Genomic DNA, 23,619 nt, shown 5'->3' with positions numbered 1-23,619 from the left:
ATAAACCATAGTTCTAGGTAGGAAATTCATGAAACTTATCAGACTGATTAAAGCCGTATCCATTTGTGCGATTGCTTCAGCTACGCTAAATGTCTACGCCAAAGATGATGGCAAGAAACGGCCAACCCTAAACGAATTGATGGCTGAAAATGCTTACATCGAACTTGCTGAACGTAATGAGCTCAGCAAGCCAGTTGTCTCTTCATGGGAACAAAAAACGATGAAATCAGAAGGTGGGAAAACCACGGAGGTTGTTGAGTCTTGGAAAGTCGAAACACGTATATACAGTAAGCCTAAGAGTGACAAACCTTAATCAGTTTTGCTAACTGCCCATGAACCTGCTCAGCTAATCCCCGCGAATTGGTAAGCACGATACTTTTGTCACTGAGAACCACGCGATAAGCGTTCATTGTACTTTCAATTTTAAGTTCATCATTGGCTAAGTTGAATTCTCGACTCCAAATGCGCCCCCCCCACAGTGTCAACTCGAGCAGGCAATCAGACTCGTAAAGATAAGACATATAGACCTTCTTCTTTAATCCAAGCGCCACCAACGCCCCCCCCCCAAGTACAACTATCCCAGCCCAAGGAGTTAATGAGTTATGGAGGTTGACGATCACAGACAACGTGCTGAAACCCACAATTGAGATCAACGAATAAAAAACTGAGCGAGGGTAAGGTGTGAATGAAGTACCAAACCATACTCGGATTTTAGGGTTGTTGTGACAAATTCTTATCGCATTCACAAAATTACATCTCCATATTTGAATTAGGATGGATTATAGTAGCGTCAATAACACAAATCTATAATGCTAAGGCATATGTAAATTGTTTATTTCATATTCAGAATTAGTGGACGAATGCGGTAAACGACTAGAGTCAGAAATGCCAGTAGTGCTAGTTCAAATTATTCATGCCCGAGGTCACAGCGCGGCCTACCATTTAAAACTGGGAGTTATCCCAGAATCAAATGACAAGATCATTGTTAAGTACCAACTTCCAAGCATGACCGATAATCCATCGGTTGCGCAGACGTGGATAGAGACTCTTCTGTCGCATTATCCTCAACTGGCTATCCACACCTACGGCGCTTTCAAAACTCATTCCTTGCCGATTGAAAACGCCTAGCACTACTGCTGGACAGGATAGTACGGCAGCTGTGTAAAGGTTTGAACGGTATTTAACAGGCAATGTGAGTCAATGTTAGGGTAATTTCGTGCAAATACATCCAATGCGTAGACCCCGAGTAAGTAAGCATCATCAAAGCTCACAGGAACAGCTTTTGGCTTCTTGCCACCCTCATTGATTGAGAAGAAAAACCCATTCTGTTGTCGCTTGACCGAGATGCTTTTGTTTTTCTGTGGGCCATGTGACTTAAACTCAATGAATGGAATGAATCCGAATAGCACGGCTAACAAATGCCGATATTCAGTCGCGGTGATTTGAATTATTGTCTTATCCTGCCAATCAAACTTTTTAGTGCCATCCCCCATTCCGTTTGCGCCTTCAATGTTCAAGGTGTGAAAACCTTTCTTAGTGACAGATGCGACGATGGTCAGCGCAGCGGCCTTACCGTGGATTTTTACCGATTTTTCAAATTCTGGAGCAGCTGCAGGCTGAACATTTTGAGCGCTTTGTGCGGATTGCTCTTCAAATCCGCGGCGATTGTCATGCTGGGGTTGGTACTGCTGATATTCATCATAATTTGCGGCCTCGTGGTGAGGCCCAATATTCATAGGGTTACCTTGGCGCGGTTGAAAATAATGCGTCTGCTGTTGCATTGGAGCAGATTGAGATTGGGCTTGTGGGGTTGCGTTGTAAGCGGGTTGGCTGTAATAGCTGTTATTCATTTTTAAATCTCCACTAATCATCATGACTATGATTAGACCAGACATTTCAAATGACGCAAAAATTGGCCTTTCGACTCAATAATACAACTCGACTTTACGCCACAACTTCAAATTGTCAGTATGACCGCTCATAAGTGGTGGCGAATACGAAGCCCCATAGCTAACGACGCTAATCAGTTCACTAGGCACCCCTTTGGTGACCAATTCGTTTTTTACTCGCTCCGCACGTTTGCGTCCAAGAGCAAGATTGTAATCAGCTGAGCCACTAATATCAGCATAACCAACAACCAGCACTCTACCGTGGGTTTTTAAAAGATAATCACGGTGCTTAGCCAAAACATATTGAGCCTCGGCAATATCGGAATAGCCGACAGCATCATACTCAAAATAAAGCGTTCTATCGGTGGGTTGGTGAATAATGATTTGGGCATCAGCATTGAATTGTTGCAGATCACGCTTTTCATCATTTGCAGCTGGCGCTTGCGTTGGCAGATAGCTATCACTGTAAGCAGATGAAACTGCTGCACGGTAAACATCACGATAGTAATTCATCATGGAGCTACGGCCATCATTAACAGCCGCATCTCTCGCCTTTTCCAATTCGAAAGCAAGATCGAGATCGCCTATTTTTCTCCCAGCATCAGCTGAAAGGTTCCGAACATCGTATCTTTGTTGATGCCTTACATTGATATTTTGATCATAAATTGTTTTACTACAGCAATCAGAAATTTCAGGTTTTTCAGTTGATACTGATACAGCACACGCTGAAAGCATCATGGCGAACAGTGATACTGTTGCTAGTTTGTTGATTTTCATCATATGGCCTACACAGTTTTCTAAACGCAAAGTTTTTAATATATAATAACATTTTTTTAGAAGAGTTCTAAGTTTTCAAATGAATCAGAAGAAAGGGAATTTCGGAATTTTACGAGGTAGACGGTGACTAACGCCGCATTCGACATTAACTCTTTTGATGTTTTGTACAACAAACTGACTCTTGAATTAATTGAACTAGCCAGTCATCTTCCTGATGCAGCTAGCAATCAGTCATTTTTTTATAAAATAACTCCTTCACCCCAAACATTTGATAAATTCAAAGTAGAACTATTTTCTGACATCAAAGCGCGAGGGTGGATAGCATCTTCCTTAACTCAAATGACGCTTTCTGAAGATTCAATCGGCAGAACCAGTATAACACCAGGTGTTATCATTTTCCCTCATTCAGAATATAACCATATAAATCAACTGATTGAAAAAATAAATAATACGAAAGATAACATTCAAGCGTTACTATCAACGCATGACCTACACAAGTTAAGAGCAACGTTAGCCCGGCAAAATACATTGTGCTCACTCGTTATGCTCACAAGAAAAATCCACGTTTTAAAATGCGAAGAAAAATCTACCATTTCAGTCTCTTGGTACATGAGAAGTGGAATGCGCGTTTTGAAAGAAAAGGATTTTTCAACAAGAATACAAAAAGCAGTGCAAAACAACATTCTGGAATTTTCAAAAGGAAATGAATATCTAGAAATTTTTCAAAAAAACCAAAAATCACATAGTTTTCGAATAAAAAGAAACATAATACCAACAACGATTTACAACATTTGGAAAGCTGGTAGTAGTAAAGAAAAACTGCAATACAACGGCCAAACACCTCTTTTCGTTTTCTCCGATTACGACATAAAGGTCAAACACTTAGAAAGTAATTACGGTACTAAGACACGTTCAAAACGCAATGATGCAACGCCTGACACGGATCTTCTCATTCCAGAATTACACATTTACATGTCAAAGATTAACAAGGAATAATTAACCTATAGAATATTTGAATTGTGTTTGTGAGAGATTTCGCACATACTCATAGATGAAAATCGTACTGAGTAGACAACTACCCTCTCAGGAATTTTACGAGCCTAGCCAGCGCGAAGCCGTCAAAAAATCGAGAAAACATCATGAATAGCAACAACGTACTTAAATTTCCGGTTACTGCACCACTAACGCACGTACCCAAGGATAACATCAAAAAACCAGAGCAAGTTGCTTCGGAGAAGATGATAACCTCACGGAAAGGGGTGCAGTTTTTATCTTATGAAGATTGGGTGGAGTATATAAAAGATCTCGGAGTTACCAGTCGTGCAGAATGGCTTAGATACGTCGAGGCTAATGAAATCCCTCCATATCTACCAGTGTCGCCATCATTATTCTATGGCCGTAGAGGATTATGGCAAGGTTGGGGGGTGTTGAACCCTAACGCACCTGTAATACCGCAATCGGAAGAAGATGACATTCATAGTCGCGGCGGCGTATTTGCTAGTTATGAGACATCTTCCGAATATGCCAAAGCATCTGGCATTAAAACAATGGCCGAATGGGTGGAGTATCACCAGAAGAATGAAAAACCTAAAAACATTCCTTCTGATCCTCGTTCTTTCTATACAAGAAAAGGTATGTGGCAATCTTGGAACCATTTCCTAGGAAATGAAGAACCTTATGATTACCACCAAAAAGGTACTCTTGAGAAAGTGAAAAGATGGTTTAAAGAAAATAACATCACCACTTCAACTCAATTTTTAGAAATGGCTGCAAATAAACAACTGCCTGACTTTGTGCCAGCAGCACCGACCATGTTATTCGGTGTCAAGTTCAAAGACCTTCTTGCTAAAAGACAAAAGTACGTCACTTTTAACCAAGCTAGTAAAGAAGTTAAGAAGTGGAATTGCAGCAGTATGTTGGAATTTAGAGCTAAACATCGCGAATTGAAAGCCAGTGGCAACAAACTAGCGACTCAAATTCCGTCTGCACCAGATCGCGTTTATAAAGACCTTTGGAAAGGCTGGACAAACTTCCTTCAAGGTTAATTTCCTAAAAAAAGCTGGGACATTCCCAGCTTTTTTATATCTTAATTTCAAAAATCTTCGAAAAGCCATTTTTAAAACGATTGTATATCAATAACTTGAAATCGTGTGTTCAAGATAAATTCCCAGCTTATCAAGCGCCTCAAAACTCATAAAGATCCTTGACATCTCTCCCGCATTTTTATGATTCATCGCTTTAGAATACTGGTCAAAAGCCTTTTGAAACTCCTGATTTTGCTCCAACCTCAAAACATTTTTATAAGCACGATCAATCACATCACCTCTCACTGTTATTGTTTTGCTGGCAACAATTCTAAATATCGGCTCCGACTGGCCTTCTATCACTCCTTGTTCAAAGGCTAAATCACTCCCGGTAACTTCATACGGGGACAAATTCAAAACCATCACAACTTCCCAAGGCTTTTCAATCTTGCGGCCTGACTGCATCAAAGCATCGTAAAGCGCATATTGAATCGATTTGATACTTCCTGTGTGCGCAAGCGAATCGGCGTCGTCGAATCCATGAACAATTAACCTGGACACACCATTACCACGATAATCAAACTCACCCGCAATGACATCTGTATTAGTTAACAACATAGTAATTATTAGCAGTGCGGCACTAATTTTTTGCATATAAAATCCATCCCTACTTCGACGGCATTGCCTGAATTGTTGCGCTCATACCTATGGGTACTTGCGTATTTTTCAAATTGTTGACAGATACGACCTTTTTACCAACTAAGATTAATGCTCCATCCATCCTTTTAATCATCTGTTGGTCAGGATATTTAATCTGTTGTTGAGGCTTATGTGACAGTACGGCATCAAAGACCTTATCTGGCCTTGAGCTAACATCATCTACCGTACCTAAAAAGGAACCCTTTACCCCACGGCGCCCGTAAGCGTCAGCGAGCATGACTTTGTATCGTATGACCCAATAATCCAAAAAGGTTTCAGTAGACACAAACTGATAGTCGGAGGGCATAGTGTTCTCATGATTGCCGGTGATCACAAACAAACTATTAGGAGTGCCATAAATTCTATCTTCTTTTTCTTTCAAATAGCGTCCATCAATCGGTGTCCAGTGGCGCCTATTCTGCGACGATAGATGAACATCCGTTTCCAACTGTTTTAACAGCATGGACTCGTCATAAGGACGAATGCTAACGGTTATATCTGCTTTAATCTCAATACCTGCAGGCAACACGTTATAGCCGAATTCAACACTATTTACAGAATACATATAAGAACTTGCAGTAACGACCTCATGCAATACCGATTCGTCATTAGATGATGACCTGATCAATACGCCCTGTTGTGCTGTAGGGTTTAATTTAGAGTAAATTGCTTTTCTCGCCGCTCGGTCAATTAGATCCGCCTTGAAATTGTTGAGTGACATTTTGCGGCCCACTGGTTTACCACTTAAATAACTCACACCCCATAAATCGGTTGCTGACTCTGTAACTGTTATCTCTTCAGCATTGGCAATACTGACTGAACTAAAACAAGCTGCCACTAATAGGCTAAATATCTTCAAAATTTTTCCCCTACCACTACATTTCCATCCATGCTACATCACTATTCAAAAACAACAAATTTCCCAAAAAAAACGGCGGTAAAAACCGCCGAATTTAAAACCTCAATCAATCAACGCTCCATCGTTGGCACGTTGCTATTGGAAGTGTCCATAGATGGTCCACCGCTACTACTGGAACCTGCGACAGAGTGACCGCTGGCCGCAACACCACCCACCAAATCAACACTGTTATAACTCACGTTTGAGGGTTGGACGTTGTTCCCAAATCCGCCCATTACAGAGAAATTGAATCCAGCTTGATTACCATCGAAGGCGAAAGGATTGTTCTCAACAACTGTACTTCCCGATTGCGTAGAATTTTCGGCAGGAGTTTCGACATAACGAACCTCTGGTTCACTTCTTTCAGGACTTGCTGTACTTACCGCATCACCCTGAGCCGAACTTGCTGGAGCTGCGCCTTGTTGGCTCACCGTGTCACCTTGAGCCGTGGCCGCTGGGGCTGCGCCTTGTTGGCTCACCGCATCACCCTGAGCCGTAGTTGCAGGCGCTGCGCCTTGTTGGCTCACCGTGTCACCTTGAGCCGTGGCCGCTGGGGCTGCGCCTTGCTGGCTCACCGCATCACCCTGAGCCGTAGTTGCAGGCGCTGCGCCTTGTTGGCTCACCGTGTCACCTTGAGCCGTGGCCGCTGGCGCTGCGCCTTGTTGGCTCACCGCATCACCCTGAGCCGTAGTTGCAGGCGCTGCGCCATGTTGGCTCACCGTGTCACCTTGAGCCGTGGCCGCTGGGGCTGCGCCATGTTGGCTCACCGTGTCACCTTGAGCCGTAGTTGCAGGCGCTGCGCCTTGTTGGCTCACCGTGTCACCTTGAGCCGTGGCCGCTGGGGCTGCGCCTTGCTGGCTCACCGCATCACCCTGAGCCGTAGTTGCAGGCGCTGCGCCTTGTTGGCTCACCGTGTCACCTTGAGCCGTGGCCGCTGGCGCTGCGCCTTGTTGGCTCACCGCATCACCCTGAGCCGTAGTTGCAGGCGCTGCGCCATGTTGGCTCACCGTGTCACCTTGAGCCGTGGCCGCTGGGGCTGCGCCATGTTGGCTCACCGTGTCACCTTGAGCCGTAGTTGCAGGCGCTGCGCCTTGTTGGCTCACCGTGTCACCTTGAGCCGTGGCCGCTGGGGCTGCGCCTTGCTGGCTCACCGCATCACCCTGAGCCGTAGTTGCAGGCGCTGCGCCTTGTTGGCTCACCGCATCACCCTGAGCCGAAGCCACTGGGCTTGATGGGAATTGTGTCTCACCTATGGGAAATTTTTCACTTGATGGCGATGAATTGCTTGCGGTTAATTCCATACCTCGCTCGACATTCGCCCTTACCGAATCTGGAAGAGAACCTAAAATTGCTGCTTTATCTTCTGGCGACATCTTATTGGCAATGGACTCAAGTTGCATGTTCGCACCTTGACCGTTAAATCGGGTGTTCTCCATCCTAGATTGAGTTGAACCTTCTCCCTCACCAATGCGGTGGAATCCATCCATTAGATGAATCCGTTCGCTTGAGCTTAGCCCACTCATTACCGGACTATTTTTGGTTGCATCGTCATAGTCAGTTGCATGGTCATAACTTGTACCTGTTCTTGTATGTGCGTCCGAGTTGCGTGATGTTGATAATTTCTGATCAAAGTCCTGTAAGCCTTGAAGCGTCTGAACTAATCTTTCTCTCACAGGCTCCGATAACCCTTCTTGTGCCATTGCTTGAGTCACAATATCTTGAGCACGATCAGTTACGAGTTTCATATCTAGCACTTCGTCTTTAGATGGATTGCCATCTCTTTGCAATCGACTAAATTCAGCGCTTGGTAATGGATTTTTAGTATCACCGTCTGCCGCAATTACTGATGCCAGAGCAACAGCTTTTTGAGTCTTCATATCCTTGTCGGAGCCCAACGTCGAAATAACTTGAGCCGCAGCATTACCCGCATGGGATTGCCGATCTACAATATCTTGACTAGCATACGCTTCGTTCACACGACCAAAGGCTTGTTGTGCATTTTGATATACTGACTTCTCGCTTGGGCTCAATTGACCACTGTCAATGGCCTTACCCAGTAATCCATCGGCCGCGTTAGCCATCGCAGCGATAACTGGCGCCACTTGAGATGCGTGATCGCCGGTGTAATAACTTGATTGTCTATTCGCAAAATCATTTAGCACCCTAGACAATTCAGCTGGAGACTCTGCAGCTGATTTCATCACCTTCATAACGTCATCAACAACCTTTGGCGATACCGCACCAAAAGTTCCCGACTTAAGCTCTTGCCCCAAAGTATCGATGATATTGTTCACACCAGCGGTTCCGCCGACCTTTTGGCTTTCTTCCAACTTCTTCCAAAGGTCATCAATATTCCTGTCTAACTTATCAAGTTTATGCTGCTGTTCAGGTGTCCATTTTGCAGGCGACTCTAGATGTTGATTATCGTAATCCTCTTTAGAAGGCTTAAAGTCCTTAGCTCTTTGTGCTGCCTCATCTTCTACCTTTTGACCTTCTTTGTTAATGCGCTGACCTGTTGCTCCAATACCTGCCTCTTGATCAGACTTGAACTTTTGTTGCTCGCTCGTTAGGGCTGGCTTGTCGTAATCCGATATTTGTGACTGACCAATTTGTGTGAATCGGTCACCTACAGCCATCGCTGTCGTGTTGGCAGATTCCGTTCCATTTACAGCGGCAAATCCGATAGCCGAACCTACGGTAAGATGTCGAACCGCGTCAGCCATCATAGGGTCTGATTGAGTACGTGACATTATATCCGATAACATACCGACAGATCGGTCAGCTATTGAGCCTACATCATTGAGAGGAATTGGTTTTCCATTCGCAGACATAAGAGTCTGCGAATTATTAACAATCCCCTGTAGAGCATTATTATCTCGAGCCACGTCATATAATGATTGATTAGCGGCATAGTCCTGTTTCATCGCATTCAACTTGGCTTCTTCTGCTGTCCCAGCCCCAGCACCAGCGGCTTTAGCATCTAAAGCACTCATTGTGCTTATAAAGTCGAGCGTATCCAAGCCATTCGTAGCAGCATCCCAATCGTTTCCATATTTGCCTCGCATCGCGCCATCAGCGGCATTCTGAGCAATTTGGCGTAACGTATCCGTTTTAGTAAATAATCCCGAATTATTGGTAGAAATCAGCTCGCCAAACTTAATGTTCGCACTACTACCAGCCGAACCTGACGAAGTAACACCATCACGTAATTCACGAGATCTAGCCTCTGCCTGTTGCAATTGTTCGCCTGTGGTTCGCTGCTGTGATACAGCTTCATCTCTAGACTTTGCATCTTGATAAACTGCAGAAGACGTATCTACTTGAGTTGAGTTGTAGGTCTTGCGGTTTGCCTCCGTATTTTGTTCTTGGTATGCCTTGGCGACGCTCTCTTTCTCTGCAGACGTTAAAGTGCTTGTGTTGGTTTCCCCCTCTGATTGAAGCTGAGACCTAATTGTGGATTGTGTTTGCGACCATGTAGCATCGGCTTTGGCATTAACACCAAGCGTACTAAGCAATGTCGATACCGGATTAATACCTTTAGCGCTTTCTGTTTTTGAACTTCCGCTATGGCCAAGCGCCAGTCCTACCCCAAAACTCGTCGCAAACTCATTGGCTTCCGTTTCATTCATAGACGCCAAGGTGTTCAATATTTTCGCTCTTACTTCGCTAGATCCATGTTCGCTTCCCTTTCCTATTAGAGAAGTTGCTGCGAAACCAAGAGTTTCTTCATACCCTAACCCTGCTTGAGCGCCATTTTGGAAGACATTTCCGGTTCCTACCGAAGTGATTAACCTTTCATTAGCAGCACCAACCGCTTGCCTTGCCGCTGTATCCGATTGTGTAATACTGCTAACGTCAGATATTGCTTTACTAAGGGCAGTTGCCCCTGCAGATAGAGCGTTATAGGTTGCCCCCCCCGTACTAAGCCCAGCCATATTTCCGGCACCCTGACGGCTTTCCATCCACTCACCATTCGATGTCATTGTCTGACTATAACCACCTGACGAAACGGTTTTACCATCGCTATTGACCGTCTGTGGTGATACGCCCTTGGCATCCATGTTGGCGCCCATTTGGGCTTTTTGTGTTGCCCCCATCATAGTATGCACACCGCCGAAGACAATCATCATAGCCAGCGCTGGCACCATCGTTTGAATGATTGCCGCTTGAGATACAAAAGTCTCAAGTGTGGTGTAGGCGCTATCCATTCCCCCCAGAGAATCGATACTCCAATTTCGCATGCTAGGCGCAATCATGCAGTTCTGAACCGAGCTCGAATCATTCCCTGGCAGAGAACACATCAGCTTATTGAAATAGTGGTTGGTATACATGTTGACGCCGACTTGGATAATCGGCCAAAAGTTCACAGCGAGTAGAAATGAATAGAGCTTTCCGGCCATCATGATCCCTTTGGAGCCGAAGGTCAGGAAAACCGGAAGCAGCGGAGCAATGAGGAAAATAAAACACTCAAACCAAGTGATAAGTGCAGGGGCAGTTTCCAAGAAAAATGAAGACTGAGCTGCTTGGCTTAAGTGACGCTGTTGAATCGCATCAAATTCTTGCTGAAACGCCAATCGTTCAGAGGGCTCTAACTCTACATAGCTAGCCCCAACTTTGGCCATCATTGCTTTTACAAAGTTGGCTCGATACAAATTTATGAGGTTAGCAGTATCCCCTGTTAAGGACTCGAAGACTTTCTCAACTTGAGACTCTTCTGCCATGTTATACATTATGGCGGCTCTCCCCTTCATTTCTTCGGCCCAAGGACTGCTGTCAGAGAGATCATTGCCTAACTTGGCATAAGCATCGGTACAGGTAATTTTGGTGTATGACTTGGTGTTAACATCATAGTAAGGCGTATACCAGCTTCCCGAGGTGACTTTTAATTTAGTGAAGTCAAACGCCCCAGTGACACTCTCGTCGTGATTTACCTCCTGTACCGCCTGTCCCGTCGGATTTTTACCGTTCCGAATGTCTTCGAAATAACAGTTTTTAAAGTACGCACCCAAATTTTCACCGACAGAACGATAACTCGCATCTGCCTCAGAAGTGCCGACAAATCGGGCTTTAAGTAACGCTTTTAGAGGGTCTATGTTGGTGCCTGGCTCGGTGTCATAATCAGGTGTTATACTGGCATATGCTTCTGACATCCCTTGAGCAAAACCACCACCAATCATGGTAGCTAATGCAGCTGGCGCCACAATCCCAAAGGGCAAAGTAAATGACTGAGACACTTCGCCCGTTCTGACTGACTCAACGTAAAAATCCACCTTCGGGGTGAACAAAAACATGTAAGTGAACAAGGCGATGAAAAACTCCTTTACATGGAATTTATCAGGGGCAAAAATTTGCTTGAAAGCAGACACTAGCAGGGTAATACCCAATCCAATCGCAATAAGATTGCTATTTGCAATGCCGCCATCACTGAATGCCAATTCCGCCGATTGCGCCATCTTTATCAATAAATCGAGGTCACCGAGAGAGTAGATAGTTAACATGAATTACTTACCTCTCATACTTGCACTAAAGTTGATCTGACTTAATAGTTCCTGCTCCATTTCACGTCTTCTGTTGGCCATTTCTTCCCTTTCGAGGCTCAGCGCGTCGATTTTCTCTAACAACTTTGATGAAAACGCGCCGCGCTGACCTTTATCAGTCGAAGCCATCTTACTCGCGGCAATTCGTAGTCCGTCAAGCAACTGCTGGGTTGCATCTATGGCCATCGCTTCGGAGATAAACTTACAATTACCTGTATTGATGACATTGACTGTTGAGGCTCGTTTAATAATGTCTTCAAATTCACTTCTCATATTGGCCATGATCTGTGCTTGAGAATCACTATAATTTCCTTTCTGAGCATAGATGGCCATGATGCTCGAACCGACTAAGTTAGAATCGACTAAGCCACAAATTGCATCACCATAAAATCGATAGAACGAATCCAAATAGCGTGGATCGCTAATTGGTACAGTCGCGACCTTAGCCGATAGACACTTGCTATCGGCAAATTGGGCCTGCTCACAGACCACCATTTGTTTAGCTACAGCCATTGATGTAGTCGCTTGAGGCTGATACAAGTCTTTCAATGAAACTTGTGGGCTAAATGACTGACTGACCGCATCACTTCCTGCTGAAGCCGATGCAGTTAATGTGCTGTCGAATTTATAAATTTCAGTCCCTAAAATAGTCATTAACATTTGAGCGACGACATGGCGGTCTGAGGATAGGGTTGGGACGGTAGTTTCAGACTGCATGAAGGTTTCATACACCGAGTTGAACTGCATCTCGTCGCCAGCCTGAGTCAACTGTGCAGCTTTCGAGTGGGAGTCTATTGAACTGCGCTCAACCGTCGATGAAGCGAATGAATCAAACCAAGCACCCGCCGAATCATTGTAGGCTTTCCACATTTTACGGTCACTTTGTACCTGAAGTGATGGCCACTGTTGCTCGGCCAGATCAGCCCATTCCTCGCAATCTTTGCTGATAAAATCATTTAACGCATTGAGGCGTTTCGCTAGGTCTGCGAGAATTGCATTACAGTCCGGGCATAACATTCCCATTGCTAATTGGAATGCGTACATCGGGGCGGCGGCGGCGATAGATCTTGCCATCTGAACAAGCTCTTCACGTTTTATAATGGACAGTGAGCCGCCGAAGAAGTCGATCCCCTTGCAGGATGATTGAAGGTAAGGAGCCCTAACCGCCACAATCTTTTCGTTAGTGGTTTTAATCCGTACCGACGCACTCCCCAGAGAAAATCCGTCACGTTTAGCGCCTGAATATGAAGTTGCACCGGAGCTGGCAGACAACATCTGATCCCATAAATTGTTTAACCCGCTTGCAGCTGTCGCTGATAACGGGCAACAAAGTAAAGCAACTATAACTTTCTTTTTCATTCTTGTTCACCCTCGCTATCAGGTTTTCCGAGCATAAAATTCCGCATCTTGTTAATGAGGTAGTCTGGGTCTTCATACACTTTTTGCGTGTCAACCTTGGCTTCTGCATCGGTCATATACAGAGCTCGTACCTGCTTCACATTATTAAGTTCTGCTTGGCTAATAATTTTCTCGCGGCTAGCGAGTTCGATGATCCTTTCACTGAGAGAATCCATGCCGATTAGCCCAGAACCCAACAGGAAGTAATCACCCGTGTTGTTGGTTAGATACAGTGTTGGTGTCGCCAAGACGTCGAAGCGCTGCGCCATGTCGGAAGTCGCCACTCGATAATCGCCTAATGCTAAAAAGTCATCATTTGGAACGGTGCCGCCATCGAGAGAAACGGGCATGATCGACCATCCATATTCCTTTGCCAGACGGATTAGGTAGGGAGTTTGCTTTGCGCAATACGGACACTGAGAGCCGTAGAAATAAATGAGGGTGGCTTTCTTGCCGATGGCTTCAATTAACTTCCATTGGTTTTCAGACTGAGCGCCTTTGAAAGTTTGCAGCGTCACGTCGTTTTCAGGACGGCGTAACCCTTCATCGAGGTAAGGGTCAAACATTTGTTCGGAAATATAAGTAGCGGCAAACTGGTTGGCGCGATCTATTGCGGCACGCTGGATGTAAAGGTAGCGTTTAACGTCTTCTGGTTTTCCAGTGTTAAGCGCCAACTCCTTTGCCTTGGGCAAGTTTTCTTGGAACCACTTAACGCTCATGGCCTCTACTGAATTTTTACTCGTTTCAGTCTCAGTTGGTGCAGAAGATGGCGTTGGCACTATAGGTTCTTCCTCTTCCTTTTCTTCGGGCTCAGGAATGTACTCGTGCCAATACCAGCCCTTTTCGCGTTGTTTATAGAAGTTACCACCATCATTGCTATTTGCAGGATCTTCTGCCACAACTGGCAGAGCCAGAGCCGCAAAAATCAAAGCCATCAATTTATTTACTTTCATTACGCCAACACACTTTTTATATTCTATAGGCTAAATATATCACGCCTCACTGGATGAAAAAAAGCCGCCTTAATTGCAGGCGGCTGATTTATTGTTTTTCACGTTTCTCGGGCGACAAAAAAATCATCACTAATATCAAAGTCATCTTCCATTGGACTTCGAGGTTCTGCATCTGCTTCCACTTTCTCCCTTTCACTTTCGACTTCTACCTTCGGCGCCAACACAGTGCCTAGATTAAATCCCTGCTGTCTCACCATTAATCCAAATTCCATCAGGGTCATCATCTCGCGGGTCAGTGCCTTTGGCCCAAACTGATCTAAATGAGCGAAAATTAGCGGGTGAGTATCATCGGCAATCCGAATGTGTCTCTCGATTGTTTTGGGCATCCCTCACCTCAGACTGCTTTTAACTTTTGATAATCGCCTCGCGCTATGGCTCCACGAATGAATTGCTCGCCTGCGGTTTGCAAGCCACGGGCAACAGCTGTCAGAGAGTCATCAACGACTTCGATTTTGTGGAAAGGGAATGCGCGCTGAATCGAAGGCAGGTATACCGCTGCGGCACCACCGGAGACAATAATCAGGTCAATGTCCTGACCATCACCTACTTTGTTGACGACACTTGTTAATGCTTCGTCAGTAACAGACCGAATCGCGCTAGTCACATCAAATAGATCGCACTTAGGGAATTTCATCGCTTTACCGTACAGCTTAAGCTCACCACTGATAAAGGCTTGGTCGATCAACTCAGGGTTAATCTGTTTGATGTTGAAACCTTCGAGTTGCGAGCGCAGCGCGACTTCGACTGCACCAATCACTTTGGACATCCCAGTTTCAGAATCACCAGAACGATTTGGACTGACCTTCAATCCTTTCGACGTAATGAAGTCGGTGGTCATATAACCTGGGTCAATGGATAACATGGTTTTATCTTTGCACTGGGCAAAGCGTTCATTTCCGCCTTGGCGCAAAAATGACATCAACGCACCAAGCGGTTGTTCAAAAACCAAGACCTGACGAATGGTGACCTTGCGACTCGGTGTGATTTGGTGAGTGCCGGTATAAATCTTGGCGAGTTCATCTTTCCTGAACATGACACTCACTGGCAGACCAAGCACTAACACATCTATATCGATGTGATTTGATTTGCCTAAAAATGACAGGGCGCCAAACAATAACGCTTTATAGCGGTCACTCGTGATAAACGATTCTGTGTTGAGAACGCGAACATTTCGCGAACCGACCGAGGTCCCTACGTCTGAACCAACCTCATAGGTGATTCCATCGACTTCCACGTTTGTTACATCGCGTTCCTCGCCTGCTAAACCCAGATTAATATCCGATTTAATCGGAATAGGCAGGGACGGGAACGTCTTCACTGAGTAATTGCCTAGCGATTCCTTGTGTACACAAGTCGTTGTGCCATAGCCAACATCGACTGTGATGATGACGGGATTATTCATAAATACCAACTCCACACCAAATGACCCCCAATCTGGGGTTTTAAGAGGGTTTTAAGAGGCTTCCAAAACCTTTCCAGCTTGCTCTTGAAGATTATTCTTACCATTCCAATACCAATCTGGGATCCATATAATACACAATATATTTAGCTCGTGTATTATTTATTTTGTGTGTATATTATGCACTTTGTTATCCATAACATGTCGCTAGTGAATTAATCAAAACATGAAATGGCTAACGAACTGAAGTGCAACTAAGTCTGGCTTAGTAGCGAAATTCCTACTCTGGATTCTTCGAAATTAAGCAGTTTTAACGGCTTCCAAAATCAGTAAATCAACGCTCTGAAAGCGCAAGTTGGCTCACGAACTGGGAAAAAACCTGAAGTGGCCAACTGAATCGCAGACGTGAGAAAGGATTTCTCAGGGGGCTTGCCCATGAATCGGTGTGTATATCACGCGAAAAGCATGAGTTGGCCAACGAACTGAAAATCTTCAAAGGATGGCCAACACCGGAGGCACCTGGGATTTATCCCAAACTCAACTGGCAGAATGACGATTAGTGAGCGACACGAGTTCGCCAACGAACTGGGTTTCTGCATGAGTTGTCCCCGTAGGCCGAAAACGGATTACTGAAGACGAACAAACAGTAGGTAAATGAATGAATGACTACTCAGGTACTTCGGGTAGCTCTGAGAACGGGAAGCCCGTACCCGCATTAGGGTTCCAGTTGGTGAATACCATCAGAAGCCTAGAGGGGTTGATTGAAGCCGCTCAGTTTCAGGCAAAGGTCATTGTCGATGATTACTGGCTGAAATGGAGATCTTCAAACCGTCAGTTGCGCAGTGATGACGGTGGGAAGTTTAGTGGCGGTGAGATGGCCCCCCGGGTCGTTGTAAAAAACGAAAAGGTGTATTTGGTCTGGACGAGGTATCGACCAGGGCGAGTTGGAAACATCAGCAAGTCTTGGGGCGATGACGTTAAACCGACCCAGCGCGGATACACCTTAGACCAGTTAACCCGCAAATCCCCAGAGTGGGAGGCGCGAATGATTGAAGACACAGAGAATCGATTGGCTCCGTTGAGAGAAACCCTTGAGTGTCTACATGAAGCAAAAGTCAAACTACGTCGCATAGAGCGAAAACAATCCTAGGAGGATTATATGAGTCAGACCAACGAGAACCCACAAGTTGCATCAAAGCGTACTCAGAAACCATCTGCAGTTCGTCAAGTTCAGCAGCGTAAATTCATTCTGAAGGAAATGGATTTCAAGAGCAGCGCCATCCAGCAGCTGTTTAGCAATGATGCTCGTCAGCAGAATATCAAATACAGCATTGCCCGTATCGCTGGTCTATTTGTGTTGACGTCTAACAACAAAGAAATCCGTGACCGTTTAGATGCGTGGTTTGTAGCTGAGCAAGAAGAAGCTGTTCGTCGCAGCACCCTTCTCAACACAATCCACAACAATGAGTTGTCTACCTCGCTTGGCAACAATGCCGATTTTGACGTGGTGACACCAGAATCGTTCAGAGTGACGTTCCAAATCGAGCACCCAATCTACTGGCGTGTAATCGACGTAATTTCCCAGATTGATGAATCTATCGCAGCTATTGAAAACCTCTGGTTAGCTGGCGTGATTTCTGAGTCAGTCAGCAACAATAGTCGCGGCATTGCGATGAACACCATGACTCGTTTCTTTGGTCGCATGAGAACTGTAGCTACAGATTCAGCTGACCGTAAGGGCGGAATTTATTCGTTAGACGCTTACAACAAAATCATGCAAACCATCACCCGCAACAATCCAGATGACCAGTCAGCCAATGACGACTCAGGGGCTGAAGAAATTGAGCAGGATTCCGGAAACCTGGTAGTGAACGCATAATGAAGAAAATAGCCAAGCTAGTTAGTTTGGCTGTTCGATCCTTCTTACTGGATGGCAAAACCCCAGATAAGAATGCGGTACGGATGGCTTTTGGTGGGATTGAAACTAAAGCGGTCAGCGAAGAGTTGGCAGAGACTTTCTACCCTCCCGTAGCTGACGGTGTAGCAGTCGTGAATCAAGCGAGAATCATTAAATCCAATAATGACCTAATCGATATGTCGATTCGTGAACTGGGTTTGACTGATATTCACCGTGACACGTTCAATCCTGCCAACCTATCTGAATACAATCAAGTCTATAACGCACAGACATTGGTTAGGGATGTGGTAGCGAATTTCCTTTCTTACGCTCACTTACTCCCAGCCTCAGAAAACCATCATCACGCAGCTGTTGGTGGTTTAGCACGTCACAGTCTTGAGGTGGCTCTGTTCTCCCTGCGTCACATGGCGTCGGTTGATATTAGAGAGACCAAATTTACCGACGAATTGCACGGAAAGAAAATCCGTTGGCAATATGCGGCGTGGGTAATCGGGTTAGTGCATGACATCGGTAAAGCGCTGCATGATATGACCGTGCAGGCCGATGATTCAGTCTGGAACCCACAACTCGAAAATATCTATGATTGGTCAGGGCGCAACCAAGTATCCCGTTATCAAGTGACGTGGAACTATGCAGACCGTCACGGCAAGCACATTGGGCTTGCATCATCCATGCTCAACACGGTACTGACCAAGGCAGCTAAGCAGTATTTGTTTGGCACTCAAGATGACCTTCAGGTCGCCATCTATGAAACCTTATCAGGCAGTATCGAAGTTAATAACTCACTGCGAGACAGTCTAAAAAAAGGCGAAGCGCGTTCCGTCCACAAAGACATGATGTGGCAATGGGACAGATTAACCGGTGCTCGCAAGATGCCACTGGAAGCAGCGTTTATTAAGCGCTTACAAATGATGCGTCGCGGCTGGAAGGTAAACGAAGAGAAAGCCGATATTTGGTGCCTGGGCGCCGAAGATGTGTACGTGTCTTACCCAGCAAGTTTCAACAAGGTGATGTCATCGCTCAAGGAAGATGGCTTTAACGTCCCAATGCAAGTCGGAAAAATGCTTGAGATGCTGGTAGAGCGTCAGCTATTTGAACCGCTGTTTGAGGATTACACCAGTGGCCACTTGCACCCTGTTACGAATCCAGAATGGACGGCAGGGCCAATCAAAGTCGTTAAGCCAAAATGGGCAGGCATCGTTTATGGCGAGGATATTCCGCAACGCGGCATTCATGGAAAAATCTCATTAACCCGTGACGATTCGCTGTTAATCCATTACGCCGATACGGGGCTAATCACCCTGACAGATACCCGTGAGCCAGACCCGCAAACTCCGGCTAACAACACGGCTGCACCAACCCAACCCGCTCCTGCGCCAACCCCTACTCCTGCGGTAGCACCGGTACAGCAGAATGGGTCGCAAACAAATCAAAGTAAGGCTCAGACAAAGAAACCGAAGAAGCAATCAGCTCGAGCGAGCACCAACACTCCGGCACCAGCACCAGCACCAGCAACAACGCCAAGTGAGCCAGCGCCAGAGAAATCGCAAGTCGAAACTCAGGTAGAGCCAGAACAATCCAATACCAGAGCTCCGGCGCCAGACACCAAGGGTATCGTGTTTAAGAACATGAATGACACTCCGATAGTCAGTGAGCCAGCGGAGGCGGCAGTAGAGATAACTGAGCCAATAGCTCAAGAAATGCCTGTAGAAGTGTCGAAGGAAAAGACCTGTATTGAGCTTTTAATCGAATACCTGTTAACGGCTAACAACACACTACACCGAGCAAAGCTGGATGGTGACGTGCTGACATTGAATGCCAGCCTATTCGAAGAAATTGACCAGCAAATGAGAGGGCTTGGTTTTGCCGAGGGCGCCGTGCTGAAGGATTTGATGGATAACAAGTTACTTATTCCAGACCCTAAAGCGCCGCGTAAAGTTATTCATGTCGTTAACAAACAAAAGTTCTACCAGCTGAAGCTAGCCGACGTTCTTGCCAAGCCAGTGGGTGACATGCTGACTGAGCTTCAAGCTAAGGCCGATGAACGCAAAGCTAGAAAGCAAAAGAATAAAGCCCTAACCACCGAAGTCATTACAGAGCCGAATAGCCTGCCCACGCAGGAGTCGTCTATCAAAGATGTGATAGATGGCCCGAAGACAGAAGTCCCGGAGCAAGAATTATCTCCGTTAATGCCTAACGAAGTACCACCAGAATCAAGCTGTCATAGCCTAATGGCAGAAGTCCCGGAGCAAGATTTATCTTCATTAATGACTGACGAACTTCCACCGTTGTCCGAGTACGCGCGGGAGATGTCTTTGGCCACGCCGGAGAATGAGCTGCCATGGTTTACGCCGGAAGAGCAATCGATGTTAACGACTGACATGGAACCTACCGTCCCCGTCGCTGAAGCGGCCATTGAAACTGCCGTTGAGCCCGCCACCACGTCTGCGAGCTTTACCCCTCCTGCCGAGCAGGTATCGACACTTTCACAGCTAAAAGTCGCCACGGGTAACAAGTCTCCGAAGGAAAAGAGCAAGTACCCGCCTGAGTTGCAAGTGTTCATTGGTTGGGCGATGGCTCGCGCAGGCAAGTCCGGTATAGACCTCCGCCCTGGGGTGATCCGAATCCAAAGTTTCGCGTTAACCACTTACGAGCAAGAAGTAGGGTTAGCAAAAAAAGAGGCGACTAGCCTCAAGCGCACAGCAGGCGACAACGCCTCAATTGCGACAGACAGTAACCAAGTTGCATGGATGGTATTTGAGACAGTGGGAATAGAGCATGAGTAAAAGCATCGAGACTAACGGCTTATTCATGGAGAACATGTATAGGCCGATTTATGAAATCCAATCCAGTTATGCTTGGGCTGGAGCCTCCTTGTTCACGGCAGGCTCGTGGGTATACCACGGGGTAAGTGGACACGATGTATCGATGGTCGCAGTTTCGGTTATAGCGGCCACAGCAGGTATGTCGGTTAAGCGCTTAAAAGAAGCCTTACCGCAAATACGTCGCCAGATTAAGTTGGTATATAACTATCAATACCTCATTGAATCTAGCGCTTTGTGGGAGCTGAGCAAAACCCAGAGGGATAAGGCCTTCTTTGGTCGCGGCTTTGAGTGGACGATCACCGAAGCAAACCGAGCTTATCAGCTGGTGGGTAAACGCCCAGAACACGCTAAGGGTTTCTTGCCTTGGGCAGTGCGAAGAGCACTGAAGAAAGTCGAAGCAGATACCGAGAAATTAGAAGGTCGGCCGTGGATTCAGGGGTGTGGTGACGAGCAGGATTTGTGGCTGGATGCGTCGCTATTCTGGTCTCACAGTTTCTACACCGGATTACCAGGTGCGGGTAAAACAACGATGTTAACGCTTAACAGTGTTGGCGCCCTTTACCGTGGTAACTCTGTATTAGTGTTAGACCCTAAGAACGATCCAAACTGGAAGAACAGATTACGCGCAGAAGCGAAGCGTTTAGGCGTCCCGTTTTATTACTTCAACATTGCTGAGCCAAGTCAGTCGGTGCGTATCGACCCACTGGTGAACTTTACAGTGACGACCGAGATTGCATCGCGCTTAGCTAACGTCCTAGAAAAAGGTTCAGGAAGCTCTGAGGGTTTTCGCTCCTATGCCTGGGACTCATTCTACGTCACGGCTGAAGCATTACGTTTTATCGGTAAGCGACCATCAATCAAGATGGTCGCTGATTACATGCTAAACCGCAAAAGCGAATTAGCCCTAGCAGCCTTAAGCAAGATTATGACTATGCATTACGGGCCAGATTGGTACGCGAACATGGCGACCCAAATTGCCGAGGAAGGCCGCGGCAGTTTGCTACAGGGTTTAATCATGCGCTACCAACAGGTGTTAATCCCTGACGACAAAGGTGAAGACGCGGTATCGAGTTTTATTGGTTTCTTAACGCACGACCAATCTCACCAAAGTAAGATGTTAGCGACCACCAAGCCGATGTTAACCCAGTTAACCGCTGCGCCGCTGGACAAGATGTTAAGCCCTGACCCGAATGATACGGAAGACGAGCGTCCTATTATCGACATCAAGAAATTCATTGATACGGGCGGCGTGTTGTACATCGCCACCGATTCATCGGGTAATCCTGCAATTTCAGCAGCTACATCGAAACTCATTATGGAGGATACCTGCGCGGCAGCTGCTTCACGTTACAACTACGAAGGCGGAAAAGGGGTGCGTGTGTCGGTGTTTGGTGACGAAATCCACTCTGCACTCTCCGACGGCCTAATTAACTTAGCAGCGATGGGTCGTGGTGCAGGCTTTGAATTGCACCTATCTACGCAGGGTGTTCCCGATTTGATTGATAAAGCCGGTGAAGCAGTAGCGAGCCGGGTCCTGTCTTTAACCGCTAACTGGTTCTGTCTGCGAGCTCGAGATGATATCACCAGGGAGCGATTTGCGGCGCTACTCCCGGAGTATCCAATTAAGTCAAAGCAATGGCAGTTAAGCTCTAACACCGATTCGACCAGTAAGCTCCATAACTTCTCGGGCTCGGTGGGTGAGCGGATTATGGAAGCTGACAAGCCAGCGTACCCTCTTTCATTGATGTCGGAATTACCTAAGTTGCAGTACGTCGCACGTCTGGCCAACGGTAAGACCTATCAATGTCGTATTCCGATTTTACTGTAGTGAGTGTTGATTATGGACGATGTAGTTGAGAGTAAGACCCTGCACGGCAGGTTGATTTTAGCGGCTGGGGCATTAATCAGTATTTATGTACTGATTTTCATGCAGCCCCAAGAGCATAACGAGATGTTACGAAAGGAAATCTCAAATATCGAAAAGGCCATTAGCACTGAGGCGACAAAGGTTGTGGTGTTCAGGGCGAAGAGTTGGTACGAAGCGACGATGGTGGAATCTGGTTTAGCCGCGTTCATCGACCAGTATCACCAAGACACTGGCTTAAAGGGGGACCAGTTGTGGCGTACACCGCTTACACGGATTGCTCAAAACATCAAAACCATTTGGTATCAGTGTTTACTGAGAGTATCCCTGCTGATTTTCTGGTTCTGGATGGCCATTGGTTTGATAGCCGCGTCAGCGGTTGACGGATTGATGCAGCGGAAAATTAAGCAGCATGAGTTTACGGCGCCTTCGACGGGTTACTTCAGGGTAGCGCTCTGGTCAGGGATATTGGTCGCAATTCTGTTAGAGCTTTACTGCATTACCCCTGCGTTAATCTCCAATGAGATATTCCCGCTATTTCCACTATTCGCCGCAGTCATTATCGGTTGGTTGTTGAAAACCACCTTGGCTAACAGCGCGAAGAACATGTAACCCCCTCTTCCGTGTGTCATCTTTAATATAGATAGCACGCGACATACAAATAACGTGTTGACAGTAACAAGCAAACAGTTAAAATTTGACCGTCACATTTAACGGAGATCCACAATGAACCAAAGCGCTAAAACCGAAAAGAAAGGACTGATCCAGCAGTTTAAAGAAGCCCCTGTTGCCGTAAGAGCGTTTTTCGCACTTATCGTTGTCGCGGTAGCTTGCTCATTGCTGTTTGCTGGAGAAGCAAGTGCGGTATCAGCATCTGGCGCGACCCTACACACATTCTTCGACCAAATGTGGGACGAGGTAAAGGGTTTAATGACGGGTGCGCCTGCTAAGGCAATCATGGGTTTGTCGATTTTAGGCACTATCGCATTCTCAATGATTAAACCAAACCTAATTGGTTTCTTAGCATCTGTAGTCATAATTCTGGTACTGGCTAACGCGCCTACAACTATCGACGGCAGTTTAACTGTAACCGTAGAAGCGCTGAAAGCTGGCCTAGTTCACTAATAGCGACAATTTTTGCGGTATCAAGGAAGGGTGCAATCTTATATGCACCCTTTTTTTTCAAGGGGTGAGACATGAGTGAAGCGAGATTTCCTAAGCGTTGTAACGGCGCTATCAAAGTTGGAACTATCCACTGGGACTCAATCAAGCTGGCGGTGATTGTGATGGTTTTTGGTCTTGCATCAGGTCACATCAACTTAGGCATTATCGCGGCAATTACCAGCATGGCCGTAGTAGAAACACTGTTTAAAAAGTT

Annotated in this window: 19 protein-coding genes and 1 pseudogene; 11 read left to right on the top strand and 9 right to left on the bottom strand. The window is 46.1% G+C overall.

Annotated features, from left to right (window positions below; all coding sequences use genetic code 11):
* Window positions 1-28 precede the first annotated feature (28 nt).
* Window positions 29-313 (top strand): hypothetical protein, encoded by a 285-nt coding sequence (locus N5E87_RS22630; RefSeq protein ID WP_037431062.1) that lies wholly within the window; start codon window positions 29-31, stop codon window positions 311-313.
* A gap of 515 nt (window positions 314-828) precedes the next feature.
* A complete protein-coding gene (locus tag N5E87_RS22625) occupies window positions 829-1,128 on the top strand; it encodes a hypothetical protein (protein ID WP_086904783.1) in 300 nt (99 codons plus the stop codon).
* A 2-nt stretch (window positions 1,129-1,130) separates the two neighbouring features.
* Here N5E87_RS22625 and N5E87_RS22620 read toward each other — a convergent pair whose 3' ends face one another.
* Both N5E87_RS22620 and N5E87_RS22615 read right to left on the bottom strand, forming a co-directional pair.
* A complete protein-coding gene (locus N5E87_RS22620) occupies window positions 1,131-1,850 on the bottom strand; it encodes a hypothetical protein (RefSeq protein ID WP_011711614.1) in 720 nt (239 codons plus the stop codon).
* A gap of 75 nt (window positions 1,851-1,925) precedes the next feature.
* Window positions 1,926-2,669: an OmpA family protein gene (locus N5E87_RS22615; protein ID WP_011711613.1), complete on the bottom strand. Its 744-nt coding sequence runs from the start codon at window positions 2,667-2,669 to the stop codon at window positions 1,926-1,928.
* Between the two features lie 120 nt (window positions 2,670-2,789).
* Here N5E87_RS22615 and N5E87_RS22610 point away from each other — a divergent pair, with 120 nt between their 5' ends.
* Together N5E87_RS22610 and N5E87_RS22605 are read left to right on the top strand one after the other, a co-directional pair.
* The gene (locus N5E87_RS22610; RefSeq protein WP_011711612.1) at window positions 2,790-3,662 is read left to right on the top strand and encodes a DNA replication terminus site-binding protein; all 873 of its coding nucleotides are present in this window, start codon (window positions 2,790-2,792) and stop codon (window positions 3,660-3,662) included.
* 143 nt (window positions 3,663-3,805) lie between these two features.
* Complete coding sequence (locus N5E87_RS22605) at window positions 3,806-4,711, top strand: hypothetical protein (RefSeq protein ID WP_011711611.1); 906 nt, start codon at window positions 3,806-3,808, stop codon at window positions 4,709-4,711.
* A gap of 87 nt (window positions 4,712-4,798) precedes the next feature.
* On the opposite strand, the gene N5E87_RS22600 is transcribed toward N5E87_RS22605, so the two are convergent.
* The 7 genes from N5E87_RS22600 to N5E87_RS22570 form a co-directional block, all read right to left on the bottom strand.
* The gene (locus N5E87_RS22600; protein WP_011711610.1) at window positions 4,799-5,344 is read right to left on the bottom strand and encodes a hypothetical protein; all 546 of its coding nucleotides are present in this window, start codon (window positions 5,342-5,344) and stop codon (window positions 4,799-4,801) included.
* Between the two features lie 13 nt (window positions 5,345-5,357).
* Window positions 5,358-6,248, bottom strand: a complete 891-nt coding sequence (locus N5E87_RS22595) for a hypothetical protein (protein ID WP_037431066.1) — start codon at window positions 6,246-6,248, stop codon at window positions 5,358-5,360.
* A 110-nt stretch (window positions 6,249-6,358) separates the two neighbouring features.
* The gene (locus tag N5E87_RS22590; RefSeq protein WP_279776081.1) at window positions 6,359-11,785 is read right to left on the bottom strand and encodes a conjugal transfer protein TraG N-terminal domain-containing protein; all 5,427 of its coding nucleotides are present in this window, start codon (window positions 11,783-11,785) and stop codon (window positions 6,359-6,361) included.
* Between the two features lie 3 nt (window positions 11,786-11,788).
* Window positions 11,789-13,183: a conjugal transfer protein TraH gene (locus N5E87_RS22585; RefSeq protein ID WP_011711607.1), complete on the bottom strand. Its 1,395-nt coding sequence runs from the start codon at window positions 13,181-13,183 to the stop codon at window positions 11,789-11,791.
* Window positions 13,180-14,175 (bottom strand): conjugal transfer protein TraF, encoded by a 996-nt coding sequence (traF, locus tag N5E87_RS22580; RefSeq protein WP_011711606.1) that lies wholly within the window; start codon window positions 14,173-14,175, stop codon window positions 13,180-13,182. The genes N5E87_RS22585 and traF overlap by 4 nt, the downstream gene beginning before the upstream one ends.
* 98 nt (window positions 14,176-14,273) lie before the next feature.
* Entirely contained in the window at window positions 14,274-14,561 is a 288-nt protein-coding gene (locus N5E87_RS22575) for a hypothetical protein (RefSeq protein ID WP_011711605.1), read from the bottom strand.
* Between the two features lie 8 nt (window positions 14,562-14,569).
* Window positions 14,570-15,637, bottom strand: coding sequence for a hypothetical protein (locus N5E87_RS22570; RefSeq protein ID WP_011711604.1), 1,068 nt, complete (start codon window positions 15,635-15,637; stop codon window positions 14,570-14,572).
* A 655-nt stretch (window positions 15,638-16,292) separates the two neighbouring features.
* On the opposite strand from N5E87_RS22570, the gene mobI reads away from it, so the two are divergent.
* The 7 genes and pseudogenes from mobI to N5E87_RS22535 form a co-directional block, all read left to right on the top strand.
* A complete protein-coding gene (gene mobI / locus N5E87_RS22565) occupies window positions 16,293-16,784 on the top strand; it encodes a conjugative transfer protein MobI(A/C) (RefSeq protein ID WP_083848305.1) in 492 nt (163 codons plus the stop codon).
* 9 nt (window positions 16,785-16,793) lie between these two features.
* Complete coding sequence (locus tag N5E87_RS22560) at window positions 16,794-17,513, top strand: hypothetical protein (RefSeq protein WP_011711602.1); 720 nt, start codon at window positions 16,794-16,796, stop codon at window positions 17,511-17,513.
* A complete protein-coding gene (gene mobH, locus N5E87_RS22555) occupies window positions 17,513-20,338 on the top strand; it encodes a MobH family relaxase (protein WP_011711601.1) in 2,826 nt (941 codons plus the stop codon). Before N5E87_RS22560 ends, mobH begins: the two co-directional genes overlap by 1 nt.
* Window positions 20,331-22,205: a conjugative transfer system coupling protein TraD gene (traD, locus tag N5E87_RS22550; RefSeq protein ID WP_011711600.1), complete on the top strand. Its 1,875-nt coding sequence runs from the start codon at window positions 20,331-20,333 to the stop codon at window positions 22,203-22,205. Before mobH ends, traD begins: the two co-directional genes overlap by 8 nt.
* Before the next feature lie 12 nt (window positions 22,206-22,217).
* The gene (locus N5E87_RS22545) at window positions 22,218-22,853 is read left to right on the top strand and encodes a DUF4400 domain-containing protein (RefSeq protein ID WP_011711599.1); all 636 of its coding nucleotides are present in this window, start codon (window positions 22,218-22,220) and stop codon (window positions 22,851-22,853) included.
* Between the two features lie 114 nt (window positions 22,854-22,967).
* Window positions 22,968-23,366 (top strand): hypothetical protein, encoded by a 399-nt coding sequence (locus tag N5E87_RS22540; RefSeq protein WP_083848304.1) that lies wholly within the window; start codon window positions 22,968-22,970, stop codon window positions 23,364-23,366.
* Window positions 23,367-23,437: 71 nt separating this feature from the next.
* Window positions 23,438-23,619: pseudogene (locus N5E87_RS22535) on the top strand (hypothetical protein); the annotation flags it as partial.

This window comes from Shewanella sp. GD03713, from assembly GCF_029843705.1.
In the GTDB taxonomy this organism is placed as follows: domain Bacteria; phylum Pseudomonadota; class Gammaproteobacteria; order Enterobacterales; family Shewanellaceae; genus Shewanella.
Note: the sequence above shows the minus strand (reverse complement) of the source record. Positions and strands in the feature narration are given on the sequence as shown.